This window comes from Pseudomonas sp. NFACC42-2 (assembly GCF_900116055.1).
GTDB lineage: Bacteria > Pseudomonadota > Gammaproteobacteria > Pseudomonadales > Pseudomonadaceae > Aquipseudomonas > Aquipseudomonas marginalis.
Genome location: NZ_FOZO01000005.1, coordinates 1 through 24,767 on the forward strand (window position 1 = coordinate 1; position 24,767 = coordinate 24,767).

Sequence of the window (24,767 nt, forward strand, 5' to 3'; positions counted from 1 at the left end):
AAGCCATGTTCCTTGCCGGCTTTTTCGGCAAAGGCCCATTCGGTCTGGAACCACGGCTCCTCGGCCTGTTTGACCAGGAAGCCGATCTTCACTTCTTCAGCGGCCAGCAACAGCCCGCTCAAGCTCATGGCCGAGACCGCCACAGCGGCGCAGCACAGGGAACGGATACCACGACGACGATGATTCATACGGGTGACTCCTTGTTGTTGTTTTTAAGTCTTGGGGTTAACCGGCAAAGCGATGGCAAGGCATGCCGGGTACATCGACTTCAATGGCCAGCACCGCGCCGTCCAGAGGGTGATCCAATGGGCTGGCGGCGCTGGTGATATACAAAGTGGTGAGGTTGGGGCCACCGAATACGCAACTGGTGGGGCGACTCACGGGCAACTCGATAATGCGGTCCACCTCCCCCTCGGGCGTCAGGCGCAGCAGGCAACTGCCGTCCCAACGGGCGTTCCAGATGTAGCCTTGACTGTCCATGGCCGAGCCATCCGGCCCGCCGCGCAAGTGCGGCCCGAACCACGGCGTTGCGGGCTCGAGTTGGCCGTCGGCCTGGATCGAATACTGGTAGAGCGTGGCGTCCAGGCTATCGCCGAAATGCACCTGGCGGCCGTCCTCGCTCCACAGCAAGGTGTTGGGAATGCCCAGGCCGTGGAGCAACGGCGTGACCCGGGCATCCGCATCGATGCGAAACAGGCCGCCGGAGCGCCGCGTGATCGGCAAGTCTTCGCCGTGTTCGCCGATGTTGTTCTGCATCGTGCCCAGCCACAGGCGGCCCTGGGCATCGCAGCGCGCTTCATTGCCACGGTTGCCCGGTTGCGGGTCGGCCACGCACAACAGGGTCAGGGCTTCGGTGGCCAGGTCCAGGCGGTAGACACCGCTGCTCAGGGTCACCAGCGCATCACCGCGTTCGCACGGGATAAACGCCGAAACGTGCTCGGGTAACTGCCAGATCTGCAACTGCCCGCCCATCAGGCGCAGGGCCTGTTTGCCGGCGATATTGACCCAGTACAGCGCCTGGGTCGGCACGTCCCAGAACGGGCCTTCCCCCAGTTGCGCACGGTGCTCAGTGACAGCGGTACACGACATGACGCCTCCTGATAAGTGTTTACAGCGAGTCGCGGGATGGCGTGCCATCCACCAGGCGCTGGATGCGCAACGGGTTGGCGTTTTTCAACGCGTCGGGCAGCAGGCTGTCAGGGTAGTTCTGGAAGCACACCGGACGCAGGAAACGGTCGATGGCCAAGGTGCCGACCGAGGTGCCACGGGCATCGGAGGTAGCCGGGTACGGGCCGCCATGCACCATCGAATCGCAGACTTCGACGCCGGTCGGGTAACCGTTGAGCAGGATGCGCCCGACTTTCTGTTCCAGCAGCGGCGTGAGTTCGGCGAACTGTTGAAAGTCTGCCGGTTCGCCAATGATCGTCGCCGTGAGCTGGCCGTGCAGGCCGTGCAAGGCAGCGCTGAGTTGGGCTTGATCAGCGACCTCGACGAACACCGTGGTGGGGCCGAAGACTTCTTCCTGCAGCACTTCATCGCCCTCGATCAGCAAGCGCACATCGGCCTTGAACAGCTGCGGTTGCGCCTGATTGCCCGCCTGGGTGCTACCGGCCAAATGCTGAATGCCCGAGTGAGCCAGGAGTTTTTCCAGGCCTTTGCCGTAGCTGCTCAGGGTGCCGGCATTGAGCATGGTTTGTGCCGGTTGCTCACCGATCAGTTGGGCGACCTGTTGGGTAAATGCGGTGAACTGCGGCGAGGCGATACCTATCACCAGGCCAGGGTTGGTGCAGAACTGGCCGCAGCCTTGCACCACCGACGCGGTCAGATCCCGCGCGACGGTTTCCGCCCGCGCCTGCAGGGCCTGGGGCAGCACGATCACCGGGTTGATGCTCGACATTTCGGCAAACACCGGGATCGGCTGCGGGCGCGCCGCGGCCATATCGCACAAGGCGCGACCGCCCTTGAGCGAGCCGGTAAAGCCGACCGCCTGGATCGCCGGGTGCTTGACCAGCGCTTCGCCGACGCCGCCACCGAAGATCATATTGAATACACCCGCCGGCATCTCGGTCGCTTCTGCCGCTCGAATGATTGCATTGGCCACCTGTTCAGCCGTGGCCATATGTCCGCTGTGGGCCTTGAACACCACCGGGCAACCGGCCGCCAGCGCCGCTGCGGTATCGCCGCCGGCGGTGGAAAACGCCAGGGGGAAGTTGCTCGCGCCAAACACGGCCACCGGGCCCAGGCCGATGCGGTATTGGCGCAGGTCCGGGCGTGGCAGTGGCTGGCGATCGGGTAACGCCTTGTCGATACGCGCACCATAAAAATCACCGCGACGCAGCACCGTGGCGAACAGGCGCATCTGGCCGCTGGTACGCCCGCGCTCGCCTTTGATACGTGCGGCGGGCAGCGCGGTTTCACGGCAGACCAGCTCGATGAAGTTATCGCTCAGGCCATCCAGCTCGTCAGCGATCGCGTCCAGGAACTGCGCACGGCGCGCGGCACTCAACGCACGGTAAGCCGGATACGCCGCGGCGGCGGCCTTGGCGGCGGCATCGACCTCTTCCGGCGTGGCCTGGTAGAAATCCTGCGGCAAGGTCTCGCCCGTGCTGGCATCGACGCTGTGCAGCTTGATGTTGCCGTTGGCGCTGCGCTGGCCGCCGATGTAGTTGTGGCCGAGGAACTGGGTCATGTTGATCTCCTTAAAGGGGGGTGACTTGGCCGGGTTCAAAGGCCGCATCGCTGCTGCCGACACCGTTGACCAAGGGCGCGCCGAACTCGGCCTGGCTGATCTCGAACACATCGCCCGGTTGGGTACGTATACCATCGGCGAATGACAGCGTGGCGGTGCCGAAGAAGTGAATGTGCACATCGCCCGGCTTGAGGAACTGGCGGTATTTGAAGTGGTGGTACTCGAGGTTTTCCAGGCTGTGGCACATATTGGCCTCGCCACTGAGGAATTCGTTCCGCCAGATTTCCTCGCCGTTACGCAGGATGCGGCTGGTGCCGGCCAGGTGCTGGGGCAACTCGCCCACGCGCAGTTCGGGGCCGTAGCTGCAACTGCGCAGCTTGGAATGGGCCAGGTACAGGTAGTTCTTGCGCTCCATGACGTGGTCGGAGAACTCGTTGCCCACTGCAAAACCCAGGCGATAGGGCTTGCTGTCCGGGCCGATCACATACAGGCCGCCGATTTCCGGTTCTTCACCGGCGTCTTCGGCAAACGGTGGCACCGGGAAGGCTTCGCCTGGGCGCACGACGATGCTGCCGTCGCCCTTGTAGAACCATTCCGGTTGCACACCGGCCTGGCCGGCAGCGGGCTTGCCGCCCTCCACGCCCCATTTGAAGATGCGCATGGTGTCGGTCAAGGCGCTCTCATCGCCGGCCTGCTGGTGCATTTTGTCCCGCGCCGAGGCACTGCCCAGGTGGGTCAGGCCGGTGCCGCTGATAAGCATATGGGCCGGGTCCGGGTGGTCCAGCGGCGGCAAAATCTTCAGGTCGGCCAACAGTGCGGCGTAGTCATGGCTGTCGCCCAGGCCCAGGCTTTCGACCTGCTGCTGCAACTTGACGCCCGCCTCGATGGCGGCCAGCGCCAGTTCGCGCACGCTGCGCGCGGTACGCACTTCGCGCACTGTGGCGCCTTCTACAACGCCGACCCGGCGTTCACCGTTGCTTGACTCGAACTGAACTAAACGCATCAGACTTCTCCCAGATTAAGTACGTGTGGCGCCACGGGCGCTGGCGGCGAATTGATCGGCGGGCAGTACGTGCTTGCGCTCCAGCACGCGGTAGACCACGCCGGTCAAGACCAGCCCGAACACCATGACCCCGGACAGGAAGTACAAGCCCGAGGCGAGGTTGCCGGTGTATTCCTTGAGCGCACCGATCACGAACGGACCAATATAGCCGCCGAGGTTGCCCACCGAGTTGATCAAGGCAATGCCCGCCGCCGCACTGGCGCCGGCAAAGAAGCGCCCCGGCAAGGTCCAGAACACTGCGGTGCAGGAAAACAGCGCAAACGCCGCCAGGCACAGCGCGGCCATTTGCAGCACCGGCACACTCAGCCAGGCGCTGAAGAACAGGCCGATGGCGCCGAGCACATACAGCACCGCCAGGTGGCCGTAGCGATCATTCAAGCGGTCGGAACTGCGCGGGATGATCAGCAGGCCGATGATGCCGAAGATGTACGGCACGGCGGAGATAAAACCGGTGACCAGGTCGGTGCCGCCAAACTGTTTGATCAGGGTCGGCAGCCACAGGCCCAGGCCGTAAATGCTCAGGGTCACCGGCAGGTAGAACAGCGCCAGCAGCAACACGCGCTTGTCCTTGAGGGCATGCAGCGGGTTGCCGTGGCGGGTCTGGCCGTAGGCTTGCAGGTCTTTGTCCAGCTCACCGGTGAGCCAGGCCTTTTCGTCGTCGCTCATCCATTTGACCTGTCTGGGGCCATCCGGCAGGTAGCGCAGCACCGGCCAGGTCAGCAGGATCGCCGGGGTGCCGATCACGATGAACAGCCACTGCCAGCCATGCAGGCCGAGGATGCCATCCATGCCCAGCAGGCCGCCGGACACCGGGCCAGTGATCATCATCGCAATCGGTTGGGAGAGGATGAACAGCCCGAGGATCTTGCCGCGATGGCGCACCGGGAACCATTGGGTGATGTAGTACAGGACGCCGGGAAAGAACCCGGCTTCGGCCGCGCCGAGCAGGAAGCGCATTACATAGAAGCTGTGCGGCCCTTGCACGAAGGCCATGCCGATGGTGATCGCGCCCCAGGTGATCATGATCCGCGCGAACCAGCGCCGTGCGCCGAAGCGGTCGAGCATCAGGTTGCTGGGGATCTCGAAGAGGAAGTAGCCAATGAAGAACAACCCCGCGCCCAGGCCATAGGCCGCATCGCCGATACCGACGTCGGCGCCCATGTGCAGCTTGGCAAAACCCACGGCGGAACGGTCCACGTAGGCGATCAGGTACAGCAGGATCAGGAAGGGAATCAGTTTCAGCGTGATGCGCCGAATAAGCCGCAGTTCCTGGCTCATGGGGGTCGATCTCCGATTGTTGTTTTTATAGAAGCTCGGGGGACGCCTCTCGCGGAAATCCGCCAGGGTCATACCTCAGTTAAGCCAGACTATATAGTAGGACTATTTGCAAAACAACTCTTCCAAAGCATCGATTTTGCGCTTATGTTTAAGCACGCATAGAACATATAGTCATACAATAAGAGAATCGATCATGTCTGATAAAAAGCCTGGCCTACGCTCCGCCCAGTGGTTTGGTACCGCCGACAAAAACGGCTTCATGTACCGCAGCTGGATGAAGAACCAGGGCATTGCCGACCATCAGTTCCATGGCAAGCCGATCATCGGTATCTGCAATACCTGGTCGGAGCTGACCCCGTGCAACGCGCATTTCCGCCAGATCGCCGAGCACGTCAAACGTGGCGTGATCGAGGCCGGTGGCTTCCCGGTGGAGTTCCCGGTGTTCTCCAACGGCGAATCCAACCTGCGCCCCACCGCCATGCTCACCCGCAACCTGGCGAGCATGGATGTGGAGGAAGCGATTCGCGGCAACCCGATTGACGGTGTGGTGCTGCTGACCGGCTGCGACAAGACCACCCCGGCCCTGCTGATGGGCGCCGCCAGTTGCGACGTACCGGCCATCGTGGTCACCGGTGGGCCGATGCTCAACGGCAAGCACAAGGGCCAGGACATCGGCTCGGGCACCGTGGTGTGGCAGCTCAGTGAACAGGTCAAGGCCGGCACCATTACCCTGGATGATTTCCTCGCGGCCGAAGGCGGCATGTCGCGCTCGGCGGGCACCTGCAACACCATGGGCACCGCGTCGACCATGGCGTGCATGGCCGAGGCACTGGGCACTTCCCTGCCCCACAACGCGGCGATCCCGGCAGTGGATGCGCGGCGTTATGTATTGGCCCATATGTCCGGCATGCGTGCGGTGGAGATGGTGCGCGAAGACTTGAAGCTGTCGAAGATCCTCACCAAGGAGGCGTTTGAAAACGCCATCCGCGTGAACGCCGCCATCGGTGGTTCGACCAACGCCGTGATCCATTTGAAAGCCATCGCCGGGCGCATCGGTGTCGAGCTCGACCTGGACGACTGGACCCGCATCGGTCGCGGCATGCCGACCATCGTCGACCTGCAACCGTCCGGGCGCTTCCTGATGGAAGAGTTCTACTATGCCGGTGGCCTTCCCGCCGTGCTGCGTCGTCTTGGTGAAGCCAACCTGATTCCGCACCCGAACGCCTTGACCGTCAACGGCAAGACCCTCGGCGAGAACACCAAGGACTCGCCGATCTACGGCCAGGACGAAGTGATCCGCACCCTCGACAACCCGATCCGCGCCGACGGCGGCATTTGCGTGTTGCGCGGCAACCTGGCGCCACTCGGCGCGGTGCTCAAGCCGTCGGCGGCCAGCGCCGAGCTGATGCAGCATCGCGGCCGTGCGGTGGTGTTCGAGAACTTCGACATGTACAAGGCGCGTATCAACGACCCGGAACTGGACGTGGACGCCAACTCGATCCTGGTCATGAAAAACTGCGGGCCCAAGGGTTACCCAGGCATGGCCGAAGTCGGCAACATGGGCTTGCCGGCCAAGCTGCTGGCCCAGGGCGTGACCGATATGGTGCGGATCTCCGATGCGCGCATGAGCGGTACTGCCTACGGCACCGTGGTCTTGCATGTGGCGCCGGAAGCCGCGGCCGGCGGACCGTTGGCCACGGTGAAGGAAGGTGACTGGATCGAACTCGACTGCGCCAACGGTCGCCTGCACCTGGACATCCCCGACGCAGAGCTGGCGGCGCGCATGGCTGACCTGAAACCGCCGCAGAACCTGATCGTCGGCGGCTACCGCCAGCTGTATATCGACCATGTGCTGCAGGCCGACCAGGGTTGCGACTTTGACTTCCTGGTGGGTTGCCGTGGGGCAGAAGTCCCCCGGCATTCCCACTAATTGGGATGCTATGATGCCGCGAATTTAAGTCAGAGCATCCCTGTCGTTATGGATCACCAGCCGTCCAAGCCGCGCAAGAGCATGCATGCCCAGATCGTTCAGGACTTGGGCATGCACATCGTTTCAGGTCGCTTCAAGCCCGAAGAACGGCTGCCCATGGAGGCCACGCTGTGCGAGGAGTACAAGGTCAGCCGTTCGGTGTTGCGCGAAGCGACCCGGGTGCTCAGCGCCAAGGGCCTGGTGTATTCCAAGCCACGGGTGGGTGCAGTGGTGCGGCCGCGCTTGAAATGGCACCTGCTCGACCCGGACGTGTTGTCCTGGTTGATGCAGTCCACGCCCCACAGTGAATTCTTCAATACCCTGGCCGGTGTGCGGCGCATCCTCGAGCCGGAGATCGCCGCCATGGCCGCGACCACCGCCACCGATGAAGACATCGCCACCATCGAAAAAGCCTACCAGGGCATGGAAACCGCGCAGACCCACGAACAGCTGTTGCAGGCCGACCTGGACTTCCACCGCGCCATTGCCGATGCCACCCGCAACGACCTGCTTGCCTATATGTGCAACATGCTGTCGTTGCCGCTGCGCGAGTCGATCAACATCACCAACCGCCGCCCGGACATCCAGGGCCTGAGCCTGCCCCGGCACAAGGCGATCCTCACCGCGATCCAGAACCGCGACGCCCTCGGCGCGCGGCATGCGTCGCTGGTGCAACTGGATGACACGCGGGTGGCGTTGGATACGGTGATGAATGTGCTGACGCCGCTATAACCCGATTGAGCCTCCACGCTCAACTCGGCGCAAGGGTCAACGCGTCGACATCACGGCCGACTTGACCGGTAGCTCGGAATATTGCGGGTGCTGCTTGACGAAGGTGCGAACGGACTGCTCCTGTCGATCCACCACACAGATGCCAATGCTGGGGTAATCAACGGTGCAGGTCCCCAACGCAAGGAGTCCGCAGTTTTTCACGCCATAGATCGCGGCCGGGCGAGCCGCGAGCGGGCAACCATAGGTCATTTCGCCCACGTAATTGATTTGTCCATTGGTGACGGTAAAGCGCAGCGGCTTCGAGTAGGGCCCCATCACGCCACGACGCGAGCCAAGGTCACTGACTTCATAGGTGCCTCCAGGCAACCATGCCGAGTAGTAGTCCTTGGGGCCCCAGCCATAGTCTTTGCCGGTGTCCACATTGTGAAAGCTCATCCAGGTTCCGTAGGGCCCACCCTCGATCAGTGCGCCCAGGACAAGACCTGCGTTTTCGGCGGAATAGACTTTCGAATCCAATGCCATTTCAGGTGGCAATGCCGAGCAGGCACTCATCAAGGCCACGGTTCCGATCACAAACAACTGACTTATTTTGCGCATTCAATCCTCGGTCCATCGAAAAAAGTTCAACTTTGCCAGTATCATGCGGCACTTCTCAACACCGGCGTTAAGGATGACCCCCCTTCCATGAGTAATTTATTTGCAGGCCGTGCGCTCGGCGCAACATTTTTCGCGTTGATATTGAGCGGCTGCAGCGTGTCGGGTACGTACCCCGATGCCACCGGACCGGATGCCGCCAAGCTACGATTTGTCAGCGACATGAGCAGTGCCACGCTGAGTGTAATAGATGCGCAACATTGCGATGGACAGACCACCGGCATCCTTAACAATCTGTTCCTGGCCAACACCCGCAGGCGGGCGGACATGTCGATGCCGCCGGTCTCCGAAAAAACGCCCTACCTGGAAATCCGCTTGCCCGCCAACAAAGAACTGTTCCTGCACTTGAATACCCAAGGCACAGGTTCGGTGTGCGGCATGGCTTTCACCCTCACTCCGCAAAACGGCGCGGAATACGAGGTGACGTTCACTGGCGCAGGCAGCCAGTGTGTGACGACACTCAAACGTCTGCATTCAGTAAAAGGCCAGGTGGTGCGCTCACCGGTCCCGGTGATCAATAAAGGACTGCCCAGCTGCGTAGGTGCCAATGCGCTGTTCCCCGCGCCGCCGAAAGGCCTCCCCGCCACCCCGGAGCGTGATGCCTTGGCCGAGCAGATTATCGCCCCGAGCATCATCGCGGAAATGAAACCCCAGGCCAGCCCGCTGGACGACAGCGCGCGCGATCACGCAACTGATCTGGTGGTCAACAAGCGCAAGGCCCAGATGAACCTTGATCTGCCGGATGCCTATTGGGCGCAGTATCGTCAGAACGTCGTGAACTACCTGATCCAGGCTCAGGGCGTAAAGGCCAAGGCACTTGAGCAGTACAAGGTTGAGTACCGTGCGCGCCTCTCACGACTGGACACGCCCACATTAAGAACCCTGGTGCCCGATACCCCGGCCACCGACATCACTCAGGCATTGGCTGTCAACGGTGCGATGCTGCAGTTCTACCGCAGGCTCAATGAAGTGCTGGAAAAGGAAGCAATGGCCGACAACTGGGCACACATGGCCGAATTGGACAAACGTTATAGCGTGTGTGAGCGCTATGCGCAGTGCTGGCAGAATTGATAACAGACGCGGGATAGAAGATTCGACGGCGCCTGGTGAAACGCGCCGCCCCTGCCCTGAAATCAGGTGAAAGAACATGTGGGAGGGGCGGTGCGAGGATCTGACTTGCCCCCCACATTTGACTCCCATCTATCGGGTAGATCTTAGTGCCTTTTCTGCCGGGGCTGTGACGTGGCTTGCAATCACCTGGGCCATTGCAAGCCAATCAGGCGGCGTTACAGGGTATAGGCAATGCCTACCTGCACCGTGCGCGGTTCGCCTGGGTAGGCGTATACGTTGCCGAACGCACCTTCTTCATACTCGCGATTGAACAGGTTCTTCACGTCCAGGTTCAGCCGCACCTTGTCGTTGACCTTGTAGTAGCTGAGCAGGTCGACCACGGTGTAGGCGTCCATCGAGAAGGCGTTGTTGGAGGTCTGCCCGGCCCGTTCATCCACATACTTGCCACCCGCGCCGAGGCCCAGGCCCTTGAGGGCGCCGTCCTGGAACTCGTAGACGTTGAGCAGGCTGAAGCTGTTACGCGGGATGTTCAGCAAGCGCGTGCCGCTGCGCAGGGTGTTGTCCTTGGTCACTTCGGCATCCACGTAGGCGTAGCCACCGATCACACGCCACTCGGGGGTGATATTGCCCGCCACGTTCAGGTCGAAACCACGGCTGCGCACCTGGCCGGCGGCGACGCTGAAGGTTGAGTCGAGAGGGTCGGTGGTGAGCACGTTTTTCTTCTCGATCTGGTAGATCGCGGCGTCGACGCTGAGTTGACGGTCCAGGGCTTCCCACTTGATGCCCATCTCGTAGGATTTGCCTTTCTCCGGTTCAAAACCACCGCCCTGGCGACTGGCGCCGGTGTTGGGCTTGAACGAACGCGCGGCGTCGGCGTAGACCGCGACGGTGTCGGTGAGGTCGTAGATCACGCCCACGCGTGGGGTTACGGCGTTGTCGCTGGCTTCCCAGCTTTTACCGCCCGGCACGTAGGTATGGTAGTCGTGTTCAAAGCGCTCGAAGCGTGCTCCGGCGAGCACTTTAAGGCGCTCGGTCAGGGCCACCTGATCCTGCACGAAGGCCGCGTAGGTCTTGAGGTTTTCCTTGTCGTGGGTCGGCGTGCGCGTGAGGTTCGGGCGCGCCTGGCCGTAGACCGGGTTGAAGATGTCGATTGAATAAGCACCCACTGCGCCGCTGGAACGCTGGATGATCGACTTGTAGTCGTAGTCTTCGAATTCGACGCCGGTGAGCAAGGTGTGGTCGAAACCACCGGTGGAGAAATGCCCGGTGAGGTTGAGCTGGGTGTCCTTGTCGGTCCACTCCAGTTTGCGGTAGTTGAAGTTGCGGCCCAGGGTGCGACCGTCGGCGGCCAGGCCGTTGGCTTCAATGGCATTGCCTTGCAAGGTGCCGTCCAACCATTGGAAACCACCGCCCAGGGTCCAGTTGTCATTGAGCAGGTGCTCGAAACGCAGCTGGGCCATGCTGTTGTCGTTGTGCAATTTGCCGGCGTCTTTTTCACCCCAGAAAGTGTCACGCGAGGCGGTGCCTTTTTGATTGGGGTAGCGCGTCAGGCCACGGTCCAGCGGGTGGTTGTTGCGCATGAAGTCGCCTTCGAAGATCACCTTGGTGTCATCGCTGGCCTGCCAGGTGATCACCGGGGTCACGCCATAGCGTTCGGTCTCGACATGGTCACGGAAGGTGTCACCGCCCTCGCCCACCACGTTCAGGCGATAGGCCAGGCGACCTTGTTCGTCCAGCGGGCCGGAAGCGTCGAGGGTGGCGCGCTGCATGCCCTGGTCATCCAGTTGGCTGCCGAGGGTCACGGTCGGCTCGGCCAGCGGTTGCTTGGACACCACGTTGAAGGTGCCGCCAGGATCGCCACGGCCATACAGCATGGTCGCCGGGCCGCGCAGCACTTCGAGGCGTTCGATGGTGTTGGCGTCGGGCATGTTCGGGTAGCCGCGGTTGATCGGGAAACCGTTGCGGTAGAACTCGCCAGTGGTAAAGCCACGTACGGTGAAGGTGGTGAGCCCCTGCCCGCCGAAGTTGTTGGCGCGGCCGACGCCGCCGGCGTAGTCCAGGGCGTCCTGCAAACGGGTGGCGCCGATGTCTTCGACCACATCCTTGGACACGACGCTGATGGACTGCGGGGTTTCATGGATCGAGGTGTCAGTGCGCGTCGCACTCGCGGAACGTGTGGCGTGGTAGCCCTTGACCGGCCCTTGCGCCGTCTCGTAGTCCGCCTCGCCGGTGACATTGGTGGCTTGCAGCTCAAGACTGGCCTTGTCGGCAGGGACAACCTCGGCCCAGGTAAACGGGGAAAACGCCTGAAGCACGCAGAGGGAAATCAGGGTACGACGCATGGATGTTGAACCTAGTGAATGAGCCAGATGGGGCGGCAAACCTGCCAAAAAACGCGGGAATGGTATATCAAGTCATTCGCGTTTGACATCTATTCTCATTCACTATTTTTCAGGTAACAGCTTTGTATCGATCTGTAGGAAATTGGGCGCGAGGCAAATGTGGGAGGCGGCTTGCCCCCTCCCACATTTGGATTTTTATACAACTTTAGAAGTGGATCCGATCAGCGATACCGCTCCAGCCAATGGGCGTAAGGCGCCGGCAAGGTCCAGGAGGACTTCTCCACGCCCAGCTCCTTGGCCGCAAAGTACGCCCAATGCGGGTCAGCCAGGTGCGCACGACCGACCGAGACCAGGTCCAGGTGCCCAGCCTGCAACGCACCTTCCGCCAGTTGCGGCGTGCCAAAGCCCCAGGCCGAGGTCACCGGGATGCCCGCTTCGCGGCGCACGCGCTCGGCGATCGGGCCCATGAAGGCCGGGCCCCACGGGATATTCGTGTCGGGGATGGTGAAACCGACGCTGACGCTCAGCAGGTCCAGGCCGCCGGCCTTGAAGTTGCGGGCCAGTTCGATGGATTCGGCCAGGGTCTGTTCGTCACGGCCGTCGTATTCGATCACGCCAAAACGCGCGGTCAGCGGCAGGTTCTCCGGCCAGACCTCGCGCACGGCGGCCAGGGTTTCCAGGAGGAAACGGCTGCGGTTGTCGAAGCTGCCACCGTAGGCGTCGGTGCGCTGGTTGGAATGCTCGGAGAAGAAGCTCTGGCCCAGGTAGCCATGGGCGAAGTGCAGTTCGATCCATTCGAAGCCGGCATCACGGGCACGGCGGGCGGCATCGACGAAGTCCTGCTTGACCCGAGCGATGTCGTCCAGGGTCATGGCGCGTGGCACTTGCGGCAGGTTGGCACCGAAGGCGATGGCCGACGGCGCGATGGTTTCCCAGCTGCGCGCATCGGAGACAGGTATGTGGTCGTCCCCTTCCCACGGGCGGTTGGCGCTGGCTTTGCGACCGGCGTGGCCGATCTGGATGCCGGGCACCGAACCGGCGGCCTTGATGGCCTTGACCATGGGCACGAACGCTTCGGCGTGGGCGTCGCTCCACAGACCGGCGCAACCTGGGGTGATACGCCCCTCAGGCGCTACAGCGGTGGCCTCGACCACCAGCAAACCGGCGCCGCCCCGGGCCATACTGGCCAGGTGCACGAGGTGCCAGTCGTTGACGATGCCGTCATCGGCCATGTATTGGCACATCGGCGGGATGGCGATGCGATTGCGCAGGGTGACGTCTTTGAGTGTGAACGGTTCGAACAAAGCGGACATTGAGAACTCCGGGAGCGAGTGGATGATTCGATAGTTCGATGGTAATCGAACTATGGTATTCGATGATAGCCCCCTGTTATGATTCGTTCCATGCGAGCCTTTAAACACCCCACCCCGGAAGACCTGACCCTCGAGCGCCTGCTGTACGCGCTGAGTGATCCGGTGCGCCTGGAGATTGTCCGTTGCCTGGCCGGCGTGCCCGAGGCCAGCTGCGGCGAACTGGACGGCGGGCGCCCCAAGTCCAGCATGTCCCACCACTTCCGGGTACTGCGCGATGCCGGCCTGGTCCACACCCGCAGCGTGGGCACTACCCATATGAATTCATTGCGCGGCGAGGTGCTTGAGGAACGGTTTCCGGGATTGCTGCAGAGCATCCTGACGCAACGATAAAAGCCGGATCAGTCCAGCAGCGCGATCAGCCGCGACTCGATCGTCATGTCCCGCACGTCCAGCACCGCCAACGTCACCGGCAACTTGAAGCGCCGCCGCCCTGCACTGCCGGGGTTTACGTACAGTGTTGCGCCCCGCCATTCGATCAGGGGCTTGTGCGAATGGCCGGTGATCACCAGCCGAGTAGACGTGTCGAGTAAGGCGGGTACGTCGGCGATATCATGCACCACCAGCGTCCGCCATCCGTCCAGCTCCAGCATCAGATGATCGGGCACCTGCTCTGCCCACGGCGCGTCCTGGTCATTGTTGCCACGCACCACGTGCAGGGGCGCGATCTGTGCCAATTGCTGAAGAATTTCAGGGCTGCCGATATCACCGGCATGGATGATCTGCTCGCATCCCTGCAAGGCAGCGACAGCCTCAGGGCGCAGCAGGCCGTGGGTGTCGGAAATCACGCCAACTTTCATAGGGCCTCCGGGGTGGACATCGAACGGTGAAACACCGGCGCGCCATCCAAATATACACGGTCCTTGCCATTGCCCTTGGAGGCGTAGAGATTGCGGTCGGCACGCTTGAGGACCGCCGACATATCGGCCCCGGTCGTAAAGCGCGTCATGCCCGCACTGCAGGTGTAGTGATGGGGCGGCGCGACACTGCAGCGGATCGCTTGCAGCAGGCGCAGCGCGTAATCGGTGGCGAGATCGGGGTCATCGACCAGCAGCAGCACGCCGAATTCCTCGCCGCCAATCCTGCCGAAACTGTGGCTGCCGGGGGTGGATTTCAGGCACGCGGCCATGGCGCAGAGAATCCGGTCGCCGACATCATGGCCGAACTGGTCATTCTTCAACTTGAAACTGTCGATATCCAACATCATGAAGTAGCCCGTATCACCGGCGGCAATCAGTTTGGCGAAGCTTTCCATAAAGGCGCGCCGGTTCAGGATGGAGGTCAAGTAATCCGTCTCGGCCAATTCCCGAAACTCACTCTCGACCAGTAACACGGAGCGCAGGTTTTTCAGGTAGTAGACATTCAAGATAAAGCCGATCGACACCGACGCGGCACAAAAAATAAACACATAGGTGTCGACCCCGTCATAAAGGCTCAGCTGAATGTGGGGCCACGTCAGTAACCAGACCAGGGCGGCGCAGACCAGAAAATCCTGGACCACGATAAACAGGATTGCGCTGCTCATCACCAAGGTCACGGCCAGCGGCAAGGCGAACACCTGCAACGCGGGACGGGTGTGCACCACATAGGCAAAACCTGCGGACAGCAGCACCATGTAGAGCACGCCAAGGGCCCGCCACAGCATATAATGCGTCACCACCCGGTGAACCCCATACACAACGCACAGCCCCAGCGTGACCAGCACGACCGGCCAGCCGAACATCCCCCCACGATCCACCAGCAACACCGCCAGCCAGGCGAAAATCCCGATCAGTTCGGCCTGGGCGATGGCGGGCGACAACAGTCTCTGCATTCGTGGCCTGAGTTTCACATTTGCCGGCATCCCGTCACTCCCTGTGCATGCGTGGCCAGTGTGTCATCGGCATGACTCAGTTGAAGACTGTGCAGGCAGATCGCAAACGAATAGGCCATGAACCGTCTTACCAGCACGACAAAAGGTGGCAGGACCTCAAGCTGCGTCTTGGAATGAATCTTGAAATAGCCCCGCTCGGCCCCCTCTTGCACCAGACGAATGACGTGGGTCTTGGACACCGAAAGTTGCTCAGCGATGGAAAGGTAGGACGATGACCTGAAACTTGCGCCCTGGTTATCCCGCGCACACGCATCGTTATAGATCGCCAGCATCAACATATGCCCGGCATCGCGTTTTACCAGCCAATAACAATCCGGTATCAACAGGTCAATGCTCAGGTTACGGCAGAGAAGCACCGAAAACCCTTTGAAATACCGGGCCAGATAGGCGCGATCATCCAACCCGGCCATTGAGGCGCAAACCGCGGGTTCGGGGCACATCACGCCCAGCGGCTCGACCACGGACGTGAGCATCGGCCTGATCTCCGCGCAGGCTTGGGACGATGGGCTGAACAGCCGCAGACGGCTGTCGTCCGGATGCCTCGACACCGTCATGAACCCCAGCGCCCTGAACAGCAGGAAGATCGATTCCAGGCTGTTTCGCGAACAGAACCCGCGCGCCACACAAAACTCTTTCACCTCGGACAGCAGGGGGACCGGCTTGGCGAAATACGTGCTCAATAACGTAAAGGACACCATCAAGCGACTGAACTTCAGTGCCGTCTTGTAGAAAAACGGTCTTTTTGAATAACACTCCAGCAGAACCGAATAATGGGTACGGATACACCCGTCAAAATCCATATGGCGCTCAAACGCCCGCGCCGACTGTTCAATCGCCAGCTTCAACGAACCACTGCACATGAGAAAGAGCCCTGATCAAACAACTTGGATTCACTGATCTCAATTGCAGCACCGGTAATGGCGTTTTGCCTTGAGCGCAATCTAGCGTGATTAGCTCAGGGGACATCGTCGTTACCAAAATTGTTCCAAAAAACCCAAGCGGCTTAACCGTTTCAGTCGCCGCGGCGAACCTTCCCCGCAAGCCGGCGTCCGAGCTAAGGCATTGTTGCCTACCGTTCGCCGCGAGGTTGTCGTTTGAAAGCCGCCATCATCAAAAAGTACCGCCTGATCATCAAGACCATGGGCTATGTGGGCTGGTCGCTGTTCTGGCTGTTGCTGTGGGACGTCGCCGTCACCGTGGACTTCATGCTGTTCCTCACCGCCAAGATCAATTTGCCGCTGATGCCCCTCACCCTGCTGGGCTCGGCACTGATCGTGCTCATCAGCTTTCGTAACAGCAGCGCCTATAACCGCTGGTGGGAGGCCCGTACGCTATGGGGCGCGATGGTCAACAATTCACGCAGCTTCGCGCGGCAGGTATTGACCCTGCTGGACGACCCCGACGGCGAAGTGAACCCGGTCAAGGCCACCCTGCTGCGCCGCCATGTGGCCTATGTGAATTGCCTGGCTGCGCACCTCAAGGGCGAACCGTGCCCTGATGAAGTCCGCGCCTTTATCCCCACCGAGGAATTCGCCCGCAACGGCGCCACCAACAACTTTGCCAATGACATCCTCACCGGCTCGGCAGCGTTGCTGGCCAGGGAATACAAGGCCGGGCACCTGGACAGTATTCGCCTGGCACGGCTGGAATCGACCCTGGTGGATTTATCCAATGCCCAAGGCGGCATGGAGCGGATCGCCAACACGCCACTGCCCTACCCCTACGTGTATTTCCCGCGCCTGTTTATCTCGCTGTTCTGCCTGATCGTGCCCGTGGGCCTGGTGGAATCCCTGGGCTGGTTCACCCCGCTGGCATCCACCGTGGTGGGCTTTATGCTGCTGGCCATCGAGCGTATCGGCACCGACCTGCAAAGCCCGTTCCGCTCCAGCGAACACCAGATCCAGATGGAAGCCATCTGCGAAACCATCGAGAAAAACCTGCAGTCGATGCAGCGTGATGCGCTGGGTGGCGAGCGCATCGGATAAACACGCCCTTCGGCCTAAAGTGCGTGCTCCCGCAGTCGATACAAAGGGAGTACGCATGGGCCACATCCCCTCAAAACAACACATGCGACGCTCGACGCCACTGTTTTCTCCTTGCCAAAAATATAAATACCCGCGGGTGAAGTCATGAATATCAAGCAAAAGTTGACCTGGGCGTTTGCCGCTATCGCGTGCCTGCCAGTCATCCTGGTGGCCGTTATGGTTGTGCTGAACTTGCGCGAGGGGGCCCTGGCCAATTTCCTCGACAGCAGCGGTCGCGAGATCCGTCAGATCGACAACGGCATGAAGCAGTTTTTCGATGGCATCAGCCAGAACGTCGACTTCGTCGCCAAGGACCCGCGCGTTGTCGCGGCCAAGGACCTCAAGAGCTACGCCGGCGCCGACGCCGCGCAAATCCCCCTGACCCAGACCAACAAAGACCTGCTGGCGATTTTCGATCAGTTCGCCAAGAGCCACCCGAGCACCGCCTACTTGTCCTTGGGCCTCGCCGACGGCGGTTATGCCAGCTGGCCTGACGACGCCAAACTGAACAACTACGACCCACGCGTACGCCCCTGGTACAAGGCCGCCATCGCCGCGCCAGGCGCTACCATGCGCACCGGCGCCTACTACTGGGCACCGGACGACGTGGTGCTGATCGGCACCGTGCATACCGTCGCCGACGCCACCGGCAATATCCTTGGCGTGGTCGGCCTGGACGTGTCGCTCAAGCAGCTCACCGAACTGGTGCGCAACATCAAGCTGGGCGACAGCGGCTACCTGATGCTGGTGGAAGCCAACGGCAACGTGCTGGTGGACCCCAGCGACGCCAAGCACAACTTCAAGCCGATGGCCGACCTGGGCCCCAACTACGCCGAACTGGCCAAGCGCGGCGACGGCGTGACCCAGGTCGACATCAACGGCGTGGCCTACATGGCCAACGTGGTCAGCTCCAAGGATCTGGGCTGGCGCTTTATCGGCCTGATCAAACGCGATGAAGTCATGGCCGGCGCCACCAGCCTCACGTGGTTGATCGCCGCGATTGCCGCCGCCCTGGCCGTGGTGTTCGCGATTGTCGGCGCCAGCTTTGCCAGCATGATCGTGCGCCCGATTCGCGGGGTGGCCGACGGCCTGCAGGAGATTGCTGAAGGCGAAGGCGACCTGACGCGCCAACTCAAGGTGCAAGGCAAGGACGAAACCGCCAGCCTGGCGGGCTGGTTCAACCAGTTCCTGAGCATGATCGCGCAACTGGTGCAGCGCATCGGCAACGCCTCTTCCGACCTGCAAACCGCCGCCGCCGACACCAGCGAAGTCGCCAACAACATGAACCAGGCCGCCGGGCGCCAACGTGAAGCCGTGGAGCTGGTGAGCACCGCGTTCAACGAAATGGTGGCCACCGCCAACGAAGTCGCGCGCTCCTGCAGCGCCGCCGCCGCGAGTGCCGACGAAGGCTACCGCGACGTGCACAATGGCCAGCAGCATATCGGCGAAGCCACCGGCAGCGTGCTCAAGCTCAGCGAAGACCTGCAAAAGTCGACCCAGACCATGCAGTTGCTGGAGCAGGACAGCCAGAACATCAACACCATCCTCGACACCATCCGCTCGATTGCCGAACAGACCAACCTGCTGGCGCTCAACGCCGCGATTGAAGCCGCGCGCGCCGGTGACCAGGGCCGCGGTTTTGCCGTGGTCGCCGACGAAGTCCGCGCCCTGGCACGCCGCACTGCCGACTCCACCGGTGAAATCGACAGCCTGCTGGGCAACCTCGCCCGCCGCACCCAGGAAGTCACCCTGCAGATGCAAGGCAGCCTTCAGGTGTCCCACACCAGCGTGGAACGCATCCAGCAGGCCCGCGACAGCTTCGACAAGATCCAAGGCTCGGTGGACTCGATCCGCGACCAGAACACCCAGATCGCCACCGCGGCCGAAGAACAGCACCAGGTGGCCGAAGAGATCAACCGGCACATCGCGCAGATCCATGCCGATGCGCAACTGGTCGAAGGCTTTGCCCACTCGGCGCAGACCGGATCGGGGCGGTTGACGGATATTTCCGGTCAGCTCAAGGGGTTGGTGGGGCGGTTCAAGTTCTGACCGCTGTCACACCGGGGTCGCCGGCGGGGGCGTGTATTGGCTACTATAGCCACGCACTCCCCGCCTCTTACCCAACCACTGCGGAGTCTTAATGCCCAACCCGAAGGACACGGCCACCGACAGCAGCACCCCGATGATTCCCGAGCAGCGTCGCGAACAGATCCTGCGGCAGTTGCGCAAGCATCAGGTGATGAGCGTGCACCAGTTGATGGAGATGTTCGACTGCTCGCACATGACCGTGCGCCGCGATATCGCCCTGCTGGAGCAGGAAGGCCGGGCGTACTCCGTCACCGGTGGGGTCAGGATCGCCAGCCAGTTGCACAGCGAACCCAGCCATCAATCCAAAGCCGTGGTGGAGTTGCCGCAAAAGCAGGCGATGGCGCGACTGGCCGCACGGTTGCTGCACGCGGACATGACGGTGTACCTGGATGCCGGCACCAGCACCCTGGAGATCGTCCCGTATATCAAGGCACTGTCGGGGATGACGGTGGTCACCAACGACTTCGGGATCGTGCAGGCCCTGATGGATGCGACGCAGGTCACGGTGATCCACACCGGCGGCCAACTGGACCATGACAACCATTCTTCCGTCGGCGGGCTGGCCGTGGCGACCCTGCGCCAGGTGGTCACGGACATCGCCTTTGTCTCCACCAGCTCCTGGGATTTGCACCGTGGCATCACCACCCCCTCGGCGCTGAAAGTCGAGGTCAAGCAAGTGGCGATGCAATCGGCGTCCCAGGTGGTGCTGGTGGCGAGCAGCTCCAAATACGGCACCTTCAGCATGTACCGCATCGCCGGGCTGGAACCGTTCGACGTGATCATCAGCGACGACGCCCTGGCCCCGGCAGCGGCAGATGGCATCCGCAAGCGCGGGATTGAATTGATGCTGCCGGGTGATCCGTTGCCAGCGTGACGCCCTTCCTGTGTGGGAGAGGTCGAGCTTTAGCTAGGCTTCAATGGCGGTGGCAGGGTTGGCAGGTGTGTTGGCTGACACACAGCTATCGGGGGCAAGCCCCCCTCCCACATTTGATTGAGGATGGCAGGTGGGACGTTGGTCACCGCTGGTCCCCTGTGGGAGATGTCGAGCTTTAGCGAGGCTTCGATGGCGGCGGCAGGGTTGGTAGATGTGTTGGCTGAGCCACCGCATCGGGGGCAAGCCCCCTCCCACATTTGATTGAGGTTGGCAGGTGGGAAGTTGGTCACCGCTGGTCCCCTGTGGGAGATGTCGAGCTTTAGCGAGGCTTCGATGGCGGCGGCATGGTTGGTAGATGTGTTGGCTGACACACCGCTATCGGGGGCAAGTCGAATGGTCGCACCGCCCCTCCCACATTTGAACCTAACCGCCACAAAGGCTCGTCGACTACCGAGCCGCTTTCCAGTCCCGCAACCATTGCAGGCCCGCCGAGGTATCGGCCTTTGGCCGGTATTCGCAGCCGACCCAGCCGTCGTAGCCCAACTGGTCCATCAGTTCGAACAGGAACCCGTAGTTCAGTTCGCCCAGGTCTGGCTCGTGACGGTCCGGTACCCCGGCAATCTGGATATGGCCAATGCCATCGAAGTCGCGGCGCAGCTTGGTGGCCAAGTCGCCTTCGACGATCTGGCAGTGGTAGCAGTCGAACTGCACCTTGAGGTTGCGCGCGCCGACCTCCCGGCAGATGGCGTGGGCCTGGTCCTGGCGGTTGAGGAAAAACCCCGGCATGTCGCGGGTGTTGATCGGTTCCAGCAACACGGTGACGCCGACCTTGGCCGCCGCCGCGCTGGCGTAGGCGAGGTTTTCCAGGTACACGGCCTGATGGCGCTGGCGCAGGTTTTCCGAGGGCAGCAAGCCGGCCATGACGTGCACGCGGTCGTTGCCGAGCACGGCGGCGTATTCCAACGCGCGGTCGAAGCCACTGCGAAACTCGGCCTCACGCCCCGGCAGCGTGGCGATGCCGCGCTCCCCCGCCGCCCAATCGCCCGGTGGTGCATTGAACAGGGCCTGGACCAGGCCGTTGTCACTCAGGCGTTGCTTGAGTGCCTCGGCGCTGTAGTCGTAGGGGAACAGGTATTCCACCGCGTCGAAACCATCGGCCTTCGCCGCCGCGAAGCGCTCGAGAAAATCATGTTGCGGGTACAGCATGCTCAGGTTGGCAGCAAAACGAGGCATAAAAGCTCCCAAGAGTCAGACAAAAGGCCAGATCAGCAGGGTAATCAAGAAACCCAAGGTGCCGAGCAAGGTGGTGATCACCGTCCACGTGCGCAGACCGTCGGCCACGTTGAGCCCGGCGAGCTTGGTGAAGATCCAGTAGCCGGCGTCGTTGATATGCGACATCGCCAGCCCGCCACCGCCCATGGCCAGGCACAGCAGCGCCAGGTGGTTGGGCGTGAGGTTGAGGGTCACGATCAGCGGGCTGATGATCCCCGCCGTGGTCACCAGGGCCACAGTGGTCGAACCCTGCACCGCGCGCAGCAGCATGGTCAACAAAAAGCCCAGGGCCAGCACCGGCAGGCCGGTGGTGCGCAGCATGTCGGAGACTACCGCGCCGATGCCGGTGTCCACCAGCACCTTGCCGAACACGCCACCGGCGCCGGCGATCAGGATCACCATGGCCACGCCCGGCAACGCCGAGCCAATCACGTCAGAGACCTGGCTGCGGCTCCAGCCACGGCGCGAGCCGAGCAGCCAGGCACACAGCAAAGTGTCGATCAGCAGCGCCACCAGCGGCGCGCCGAGTACGGTCATCACCCCGCGCAGGGTCGAGTCGACCGGCAGCAGCGAAGTGGCCAGGGTGCCCAGCAAAATCAGCACAATCGGCAGCAGGATCAGGCTGACAATCAGGCCGAAACCGGGCGCAGGCGCCGCCGGCAGCTTGGCGGCGATGGCGCTGGTGGACTCTTCCAGGCCCATGTGGGACTCGGCCACAGCGCTCTGTTGCACCGCCTGGTGATTGCCGTTAGTCCAGGCCCGCAGGTCTTCATTGGTCACGTGAGGGCCATAGACTTCGGCACGGATATCGTCGGTCATCGGATAGAAGCGTCGGGTCATGCGCCCCGCCACGCGGTAACCGATGTAGCACAGCAACGCGGTGATCGGCAGGCCGAACATCAGCACCCGGCCCAGGTCAGCACCCAGTTGGCTGGCGGCGGCCACGGCGCCCGGATGGGGCGGCAGGAACGCATGCACGGTGAGCAGCGCCGCACACATCGGCAAGGCGAACACCAGCAGCGGCTTGCGTGCCCGACGTGCCACGCCATAGGCCAGCGGCATCAGGATAATCACCCCGACTTCAAAGAACACCGGCACGCCGATGATGAACCCGGCGATGGTCAGCGCCAGCGGCGTACGGCTGTTGCCGAAGCGCTCGATCAACGACTTGGCCAGGGCCTCGGCACCGCCGGACAGCTCGATGATCCGCCCGATCATCGCGCCCAGGGCAATGATGATCGCGATATGGCCCAGGGTCTTGCCCATGCCGCCCTCGATCGTCGCCACCAGGTCAGCCGGTTTCACCCCGGCCACCAGCGCCACCACGATACTCACCAGCATCAACGCGACAAACGGCTGGAATTTGTACCTGAGGACCAGAAACAGCAGCAGCGCGATACCCGCGCCAGCGGTCAACATCAAAATCAGTGGGCTCATTCAAGAATGTCCTGTTGTTATTGTTTTTTCAGGCAAGCCGGGTCCGTCGAGCGTCAAACCAGGCGCTCGGGCAGCACTTGCCGTGTCGTCTTGCGGGTTACCAGTGCGCGCCGAACGTCTCGCGCAATTCATCCAGTGCAGCCTGATCCAACGGCGCCGGTCGGGGGTTGCTCATCAACCACAACCGTGCGGTTTCTTCCAACTCTTCCAGGGCGTAGCTGGCCTTGGCCACCGAACTCTCCCAGACCACCGGCCCCAGGCGCTCGAGCATCACCCCACGCACGCGGTTGGCCAGTTGCGCGACTTGCTCGGCGACGTTGGGCGAGCCGGGACGCTGGTAGCCGATCAACGGAATGTGCCCGACCTTCATCACCTGATAGGGCGTGAGCGGCGGCAGGATATCGTCCGCCCGCCACACCCCGGCCAGGGTCAACGCCACCAGGTGGGTGGAATGGGTGTGCACCACACCGCCCACCGAGGGGTTGCGGTCATACACCTGGCGATGCAGGGCCAGGGTCTTCGAAGGTTTGTCCCCGGACACCCACTCGCCTTGCCGATTGACCTTGGCGATCGCCCCAGGCGCCAGGCGACCCAGGCAAGCGTCAGTGGGAGTAATCAACCAGCCATCGTCCAGGCGCGCACTGATATTGCCGGCGCTGCCGACGGTGTAGCCACGCTGGTACAGGCTATGGCCGACATCGCAGATTTCTTCGCGCAGGGCCTGTTCGTCGATATCAGTCACTGGGCACCTCCGGCCAGGTGCGCGAGGGCTTTGGCGAAGAACTCACGGCCACCGAAGTTGCCGGATTTGAGCGCCAGTGCCAGGGGCTCGGCGGAACTGCTGACGGTGGCCGGCACGCCAGGGTCGATCTGCGCACCAATCTGCAATAGGTTGACGCCGAGGGCCTTGACCACCGCGCCAGAGGTTTCCCCGCCGGCCACCACAAAGCGTCGCACGCCCTGCTCGCGCAAGCCGGCAGCGATCTCGCCCAATGCGTTCTCCACCAGGGCGCCAGCGCGTTCGACACCCAGCTGTTGCTGCACCGCTTTGACCTCAGCCGGGGTGCTGGTGGCGTAGATCAATACGGTGTGTGCACTGTCGCGGGCAAACGCCAGCGCCTGCGCCACCACCGGTTCACCGGCAGCCAGGGCGATGGGATCAATGCGCAATGCCGGGCGACCCGCCTCGCACCAGGCCGCGACCTGGCCAAGGGTCGCTACCGAGGCACTGCCGGCGAGCACCACCTCGCCACCGCTGATAGTCGGCAGCGTCGCCGCATCGAAGTCGCGCAGTTTACCGGCACGGCGGAAATTGCCTGGCAAACCCAAGGCCAGGCCCGAGCCACCCGTGAGCAAAGGCAAGTCGGCGCAGGCACTGCCGAGGGTGTAGAGGTCTTGATCGGACAGCGCATCGGCGATGGCAATGCCCACGCCTTGCTCGCGCAGTTCGGCGATTTTTTTACGGGTCGCCTCGACGCCAGCGGCGATGCTGTCGTACCGCAGCAACCCGACCGGCAGTTGTGTCTGGCTCTGCAGCACGCGCACCAGATTCGCATCGCCCATGGGCGTCAGCGGGTGATGTTGCATGCCCGACTCATTGAGCAGCTGGTCCTGCACAAACAGGTGGCCACGGAAAATCGTCCGGCCGTTTTCCGGGAACGCCGGGCAGGCCAGGGTGAAATCACTGCCCAGCGCCTTGAGCAAGGCCTCGCTGACCTGGCCGATATTGCCGGCGGCAGTGGAGTCGAATGTGGAGCAATACTTGAAGAAAATCTGTTCGCAGCCCTGCTCGCGCAGCCAGTCCAGCGCGGCCAGGGATTCCTCCACAGCCTCTGCGACCGGCGTGGTACGCGACTTAAGGGCGATGACGATGGCGTCCGCATCCAGCCCGTCCGCGACTTCGCGGCTGGGGATGCCGATGCTCTGCACCGTGCGCATACCGCCGCGCACCAGCATGTTGGCCAGGTCGGTGGCGCCGGTGAAATCGTCGGCGATGCAGCCCAGCAACGGGCGCGTGGTGTGGTTAGTCAT

At 62.3% G+C, this 24,767-nt stretch carries 20 protein-coding genes and 3 pseudogenes; 8 read left to right on the forward strand and 15 right to left on the reverse strand.

Annotated features, from left to right (window positions below):
- From BM416_RS12445 to BM416_RS12465, 5 genes and pseudogenes are all read right to left on the reverse strand, one after another.
- A pseudogene (locus BM416_RS12445) lies at window positions 1-188 on the reverse strand (arabinose ABC transporter substrate-binding protein); the annotation flags it as partial.
- Window positions 189-225: 37 nt separating this feature from the next.
- The gene (locus BM416_RS12450; protein ID WP_092488242.1) at window positions 226-1,089 is read right to left on the reverse strand and encodes an SMP-30/gluconolactonase/LRE family protein; all 864 of its coding nucleotides are present in this window, start codon (window positions 1,087-1,089) and stop codon (window positions 226-228) included.
- Between the two features lie 19 nt (window positions 1,090-1,108).
- A complete protein-coding gene (locus BM416_RS12455) occupies window positions 1,109-2,689 on the reverse strand; it encodes an aldehyde dehydrogenase (NADP(+)) (protein ID WP_092488243.1) in 1,581 nt (526 codons plus the stop codon).
- Window positions 2,690-2,699: 10 nt separating this feature from the next.
- A complete protein-coding gene (gene araD1 / locus BM416_RS12460) occupies window positions 2,700-3,692 on the reverse strand; it encodes an AraD1 family protein (protein WP_092488244.1) in 993 nt (330 codons plus the stop codon).
- Between the two features lie 15 nt (window positions 3,693-3,707).
- The gene (locus BM416_RS12465; RefSeq protein WP_092488245.1) at window positions 3,708-5,030 is read right to left on the reverse strand and encodes an MFS transporter; all 1,323 of its coding nucleotides are present in this window, start codon (window positions 5,028-5,030) and stop codon (window positions 3,708-3,710) included.
- A gap of 193 nt (window positions 5,031-5,223) precedes the next feature.
- Here BM416_RS12465 and BM416_RS12470 point away from each other — a divergent pair, with 193 nt between their 5' ends.
- Both BM416_RS12470 and BM416_RS12475 read left to right on the forward strand, forming a co-directional pair.
- A complete protein-coding gene (locus BM416_RS12470) occupies window positions 5,224-6,960 on the forward strand; it encodes an IlvD/Edd family dehydratase (protein ID WP_027603618.1) in 1,737 nt (578 codons plus the stop codon).
- A 48-nt stretch (window positions 6,961-7,008) separates the two neighbouring features.
- Window positions 7,009-7,731, forward strand: coding sequence for a FadR/GntR family transcriptional regulator (locus BM416_RS12475; RefSeq protein ID WP_027603617.1), 723 nt, complete (start codon window positions 7,009-7,011; stop codon window positions 7,729-7,731).
- 36 nt (window positions 7,732-7,767) lie between these two features.
- Here BM416_RS12475 and BM416_RS12480 read toward each other — a convergent pair whose 3' ends face one another.
- Entirely contained in the window at window positions 7,768-8,328 is a 561-nt protein-coding gene (locus tag BM416_RS12480; protein ID WP_027603616.1) for a hypothetical protein, read from the reverse strand.
- Between the two features lie 87 nt (window positions 8,329-8,415).
- Here BM416_RS12480 and BM416_RS12485 point away from each other — a divergent pair, with 87 nt between their 5' ends.
- Entirely contained in the window at window positions 8,416-9,456 is a 1,041-nt protein-coding gene (locus tag BM416_RS12485) for a hypothetical protein (protein WP_092488246.1), read from the forward strand.
- A 215-nt stretch (window positions 9,457-9,671) separates the two neighbouring features.
- Here the strand turns inward: BM416_RS12485 and BM416_RS12490 are convergent, their stop codons facing one another.
- Both BM416_RS12490 and BM416_RS12495 read right to left on the reverse strand, forming a co-directional pair.
- Entirely contained in the window at window positions 9,672-11,798 is a 2,127-nt protein-coding gene (locus tag BM416_RS12490) for a TonB-dependent siderophore receptor (RefSeq protein WP_092488247.1), read from the reverse strand.
- 221 nt (window positions 11,799-12,019) lie between these two features.
- Window positions 12,020-13,111 carry an NADH:flavin oxidoreductase/NADH oxidase gene (locus BM416_RS12495; protein WP_092488248.1) on the reverse strand — a complete coding sequence of 364 codons (1,092 nt, stop codon included), beginning with the start codon at window positions 13,109-13,111 and terminating at the stop codon, window positions 12,020-12,022.
- A gap of 78 nt (window positions 13,112-13,189) precedes the next feature.
- Between BM416_RS12495 and BM416_RS12500 the strand changes: the two genes are divergently transcribed.
- Window positions 13,190-13,501, forward strand: a complete 312-nt coding sequence (locus BM416_RS12500) for an ArsR/SmtB family transcription factor (protein ID WP_092488249.1) — start codon at window positions 13,190-13,192, stop codon at window positions 13,499-13,501.
- A gap of 8 nt (window positions 13,502-13,509) precedes the next feature.
- Here BM416_RS12500 and BM416_RS12505 read toward each other — a convergent pair whose 3' ends face one another.
- Genes BM416_RS12505 through BM416_RS12515 form a run of 3 tightly spaced genes read right to left on the reverse strand, consistent with a single transcriptional unit; the run spans window position 13,510 to window position 15,886 of the window.
- The gene (locus BM416_RS12505) at window positions 13,510-13,968 is read right to left on the reverse strand and encodes a metallophosphoesterase family protein (RefSeq protein WP_092488250.1); all 459 of its coding nucleotides are present in this window, start codon (window positions 13,966-13,968) and stop codon (window positions 13,510-13,512) included.
- Window positions 13,965-15,011: a GGDEF domain-containing protein gene (locus tag BM416_RS12510; protein ID WP_092488251.1), complete on the reverse strand. Its 1,047-nt coding sequence runs from the start codon at window positions 15,009-15,011 to the stop codon at window positions 13,965-13,967. The genes BM416_RS12505 and BM416_RS12510 overlap by 4 nt, the downstream gene beginning before the upstream one ends.
- Window positions 14,996-15,886: a hypothetical protein gene (locus tag BM416_RS12515; RefSeq protein WP_256577502.1), complete on the reverse strand. Its 891-nt coding sequence runs from the start codon at window positions 15,884-15,886 to the stop codon at window positions 14,996-14,998. The genes BM416_RS12510 and BM416_RS12515 overlap by 16 nt, the downstream gene beginning before the upstream one ends.
- Window positions 15,887-16,135: 249 nt before the next feature.
- On the opposite strand from BM416_RS12515, the gene BM416_RS12520 reads away from it, so the two are divergent.
- The 4 genes and pseudogenes from BM416_RS12520 to BM416_RS12530 all read left to right on the forward strand — a co-directional run bounded on the left by BM416_RS12520 (window position 16,136) and on the right by BM416_RS12530 (window position 20,027).
- Entirely contained in the window at window positions 16,136-17,026 is an 891-nt protein-coding gene (locus BM416_RS12520; RefSeq protein WP_092488253.1) for a bestrophin family protein, read from the forward strand.
- A gap of 300 nt (window positions 17,027-17,326) precedes the next feature.
- A pseudogene (locus tag BM416_RS31150) lies at window positions 17,327-18,250 on the forward strand (cache domain-containing protein); the annotation flags it as partial.
- A 327-nt stretch (window positions 18,251-18,577) separates the two neighbouring features.
- Window positions 18,578-19,114, forward strand: a pseudogene (locus tag BM416_RS31155) (methyl-accepting chemotaxis protein); the annotation flags it as partial.
- 91 nt (window positions 19,115-19,205) lie between these two features.
- Entirely contained in the window at window positions 19,206-20,027 is an 822-nt protein-coding gene (locus tag BM416_RS12530; protein WP_065926387.1) for a DeoR/GlpR family DNA-binding transcription regulator, read from the forward strand.
- A gap of 447 nt (window positions 20,028-20,474) precedes the next feature.
- Here the strand turns inward: BM416_RS12530 and otnI are convergent, their stop codons facing one another.
- The 4 genes from otnI to otnK all read right to left on the reverse strand — a co-directional run bounded on the left by otnI (window position 20,475) and on the right by otnK (window position 24,767).
- Complete coding sequence (gene otnI, locus BM416_RS12535; protein ID WP_092488255.1) at window positions 20,475-21,260, reverse strand: 2-oxo-tetronate isomerase; 786 nt, start codon at window positions 21,258-21,260, stop codon at window positions 20,475-20,477.
- 15 nt (window positions 21,261-21,275) lie between these two features.
- Window positions 21,276-22,736, reverse strand: a complete 1,461-nt coding sequence (locus BM416_RS12540) for a GntT/GntP/DsdX family permease (protein ID WP_092488256.1) — start codon at window positions 22,734-22,736, stop codon at window positions 21,276-21,278.
- 97 nt (window positions 22,737-22,833) lie between these two features.
- Window positions 22,834-23,478, reverse strand: a complete 645-nt coding sequence (locus BM416_RS12545; RefSeq protein ID WP_092488257.1) for a 3-oxo-tetronate 4-phosphate decarboxylase — start codon at window positions 23,476-23,478, stop codon at window positions 22,834-22,836.
- Window positions 23,475-24,767: a 3-oxo-tetronate kinase gene (gene otnK, locus BM416_RS12550; protein ID WP_092488258.1), complete on the reverse strand. Its 1,293-nt coding sequence runs from the start codon at window positions 24,765-24,767 to the stop codon at window positions 23,475-23,477. Before otnK ends, BM416_RS12545 begins: the two co-directional genes overlap by 4 nt.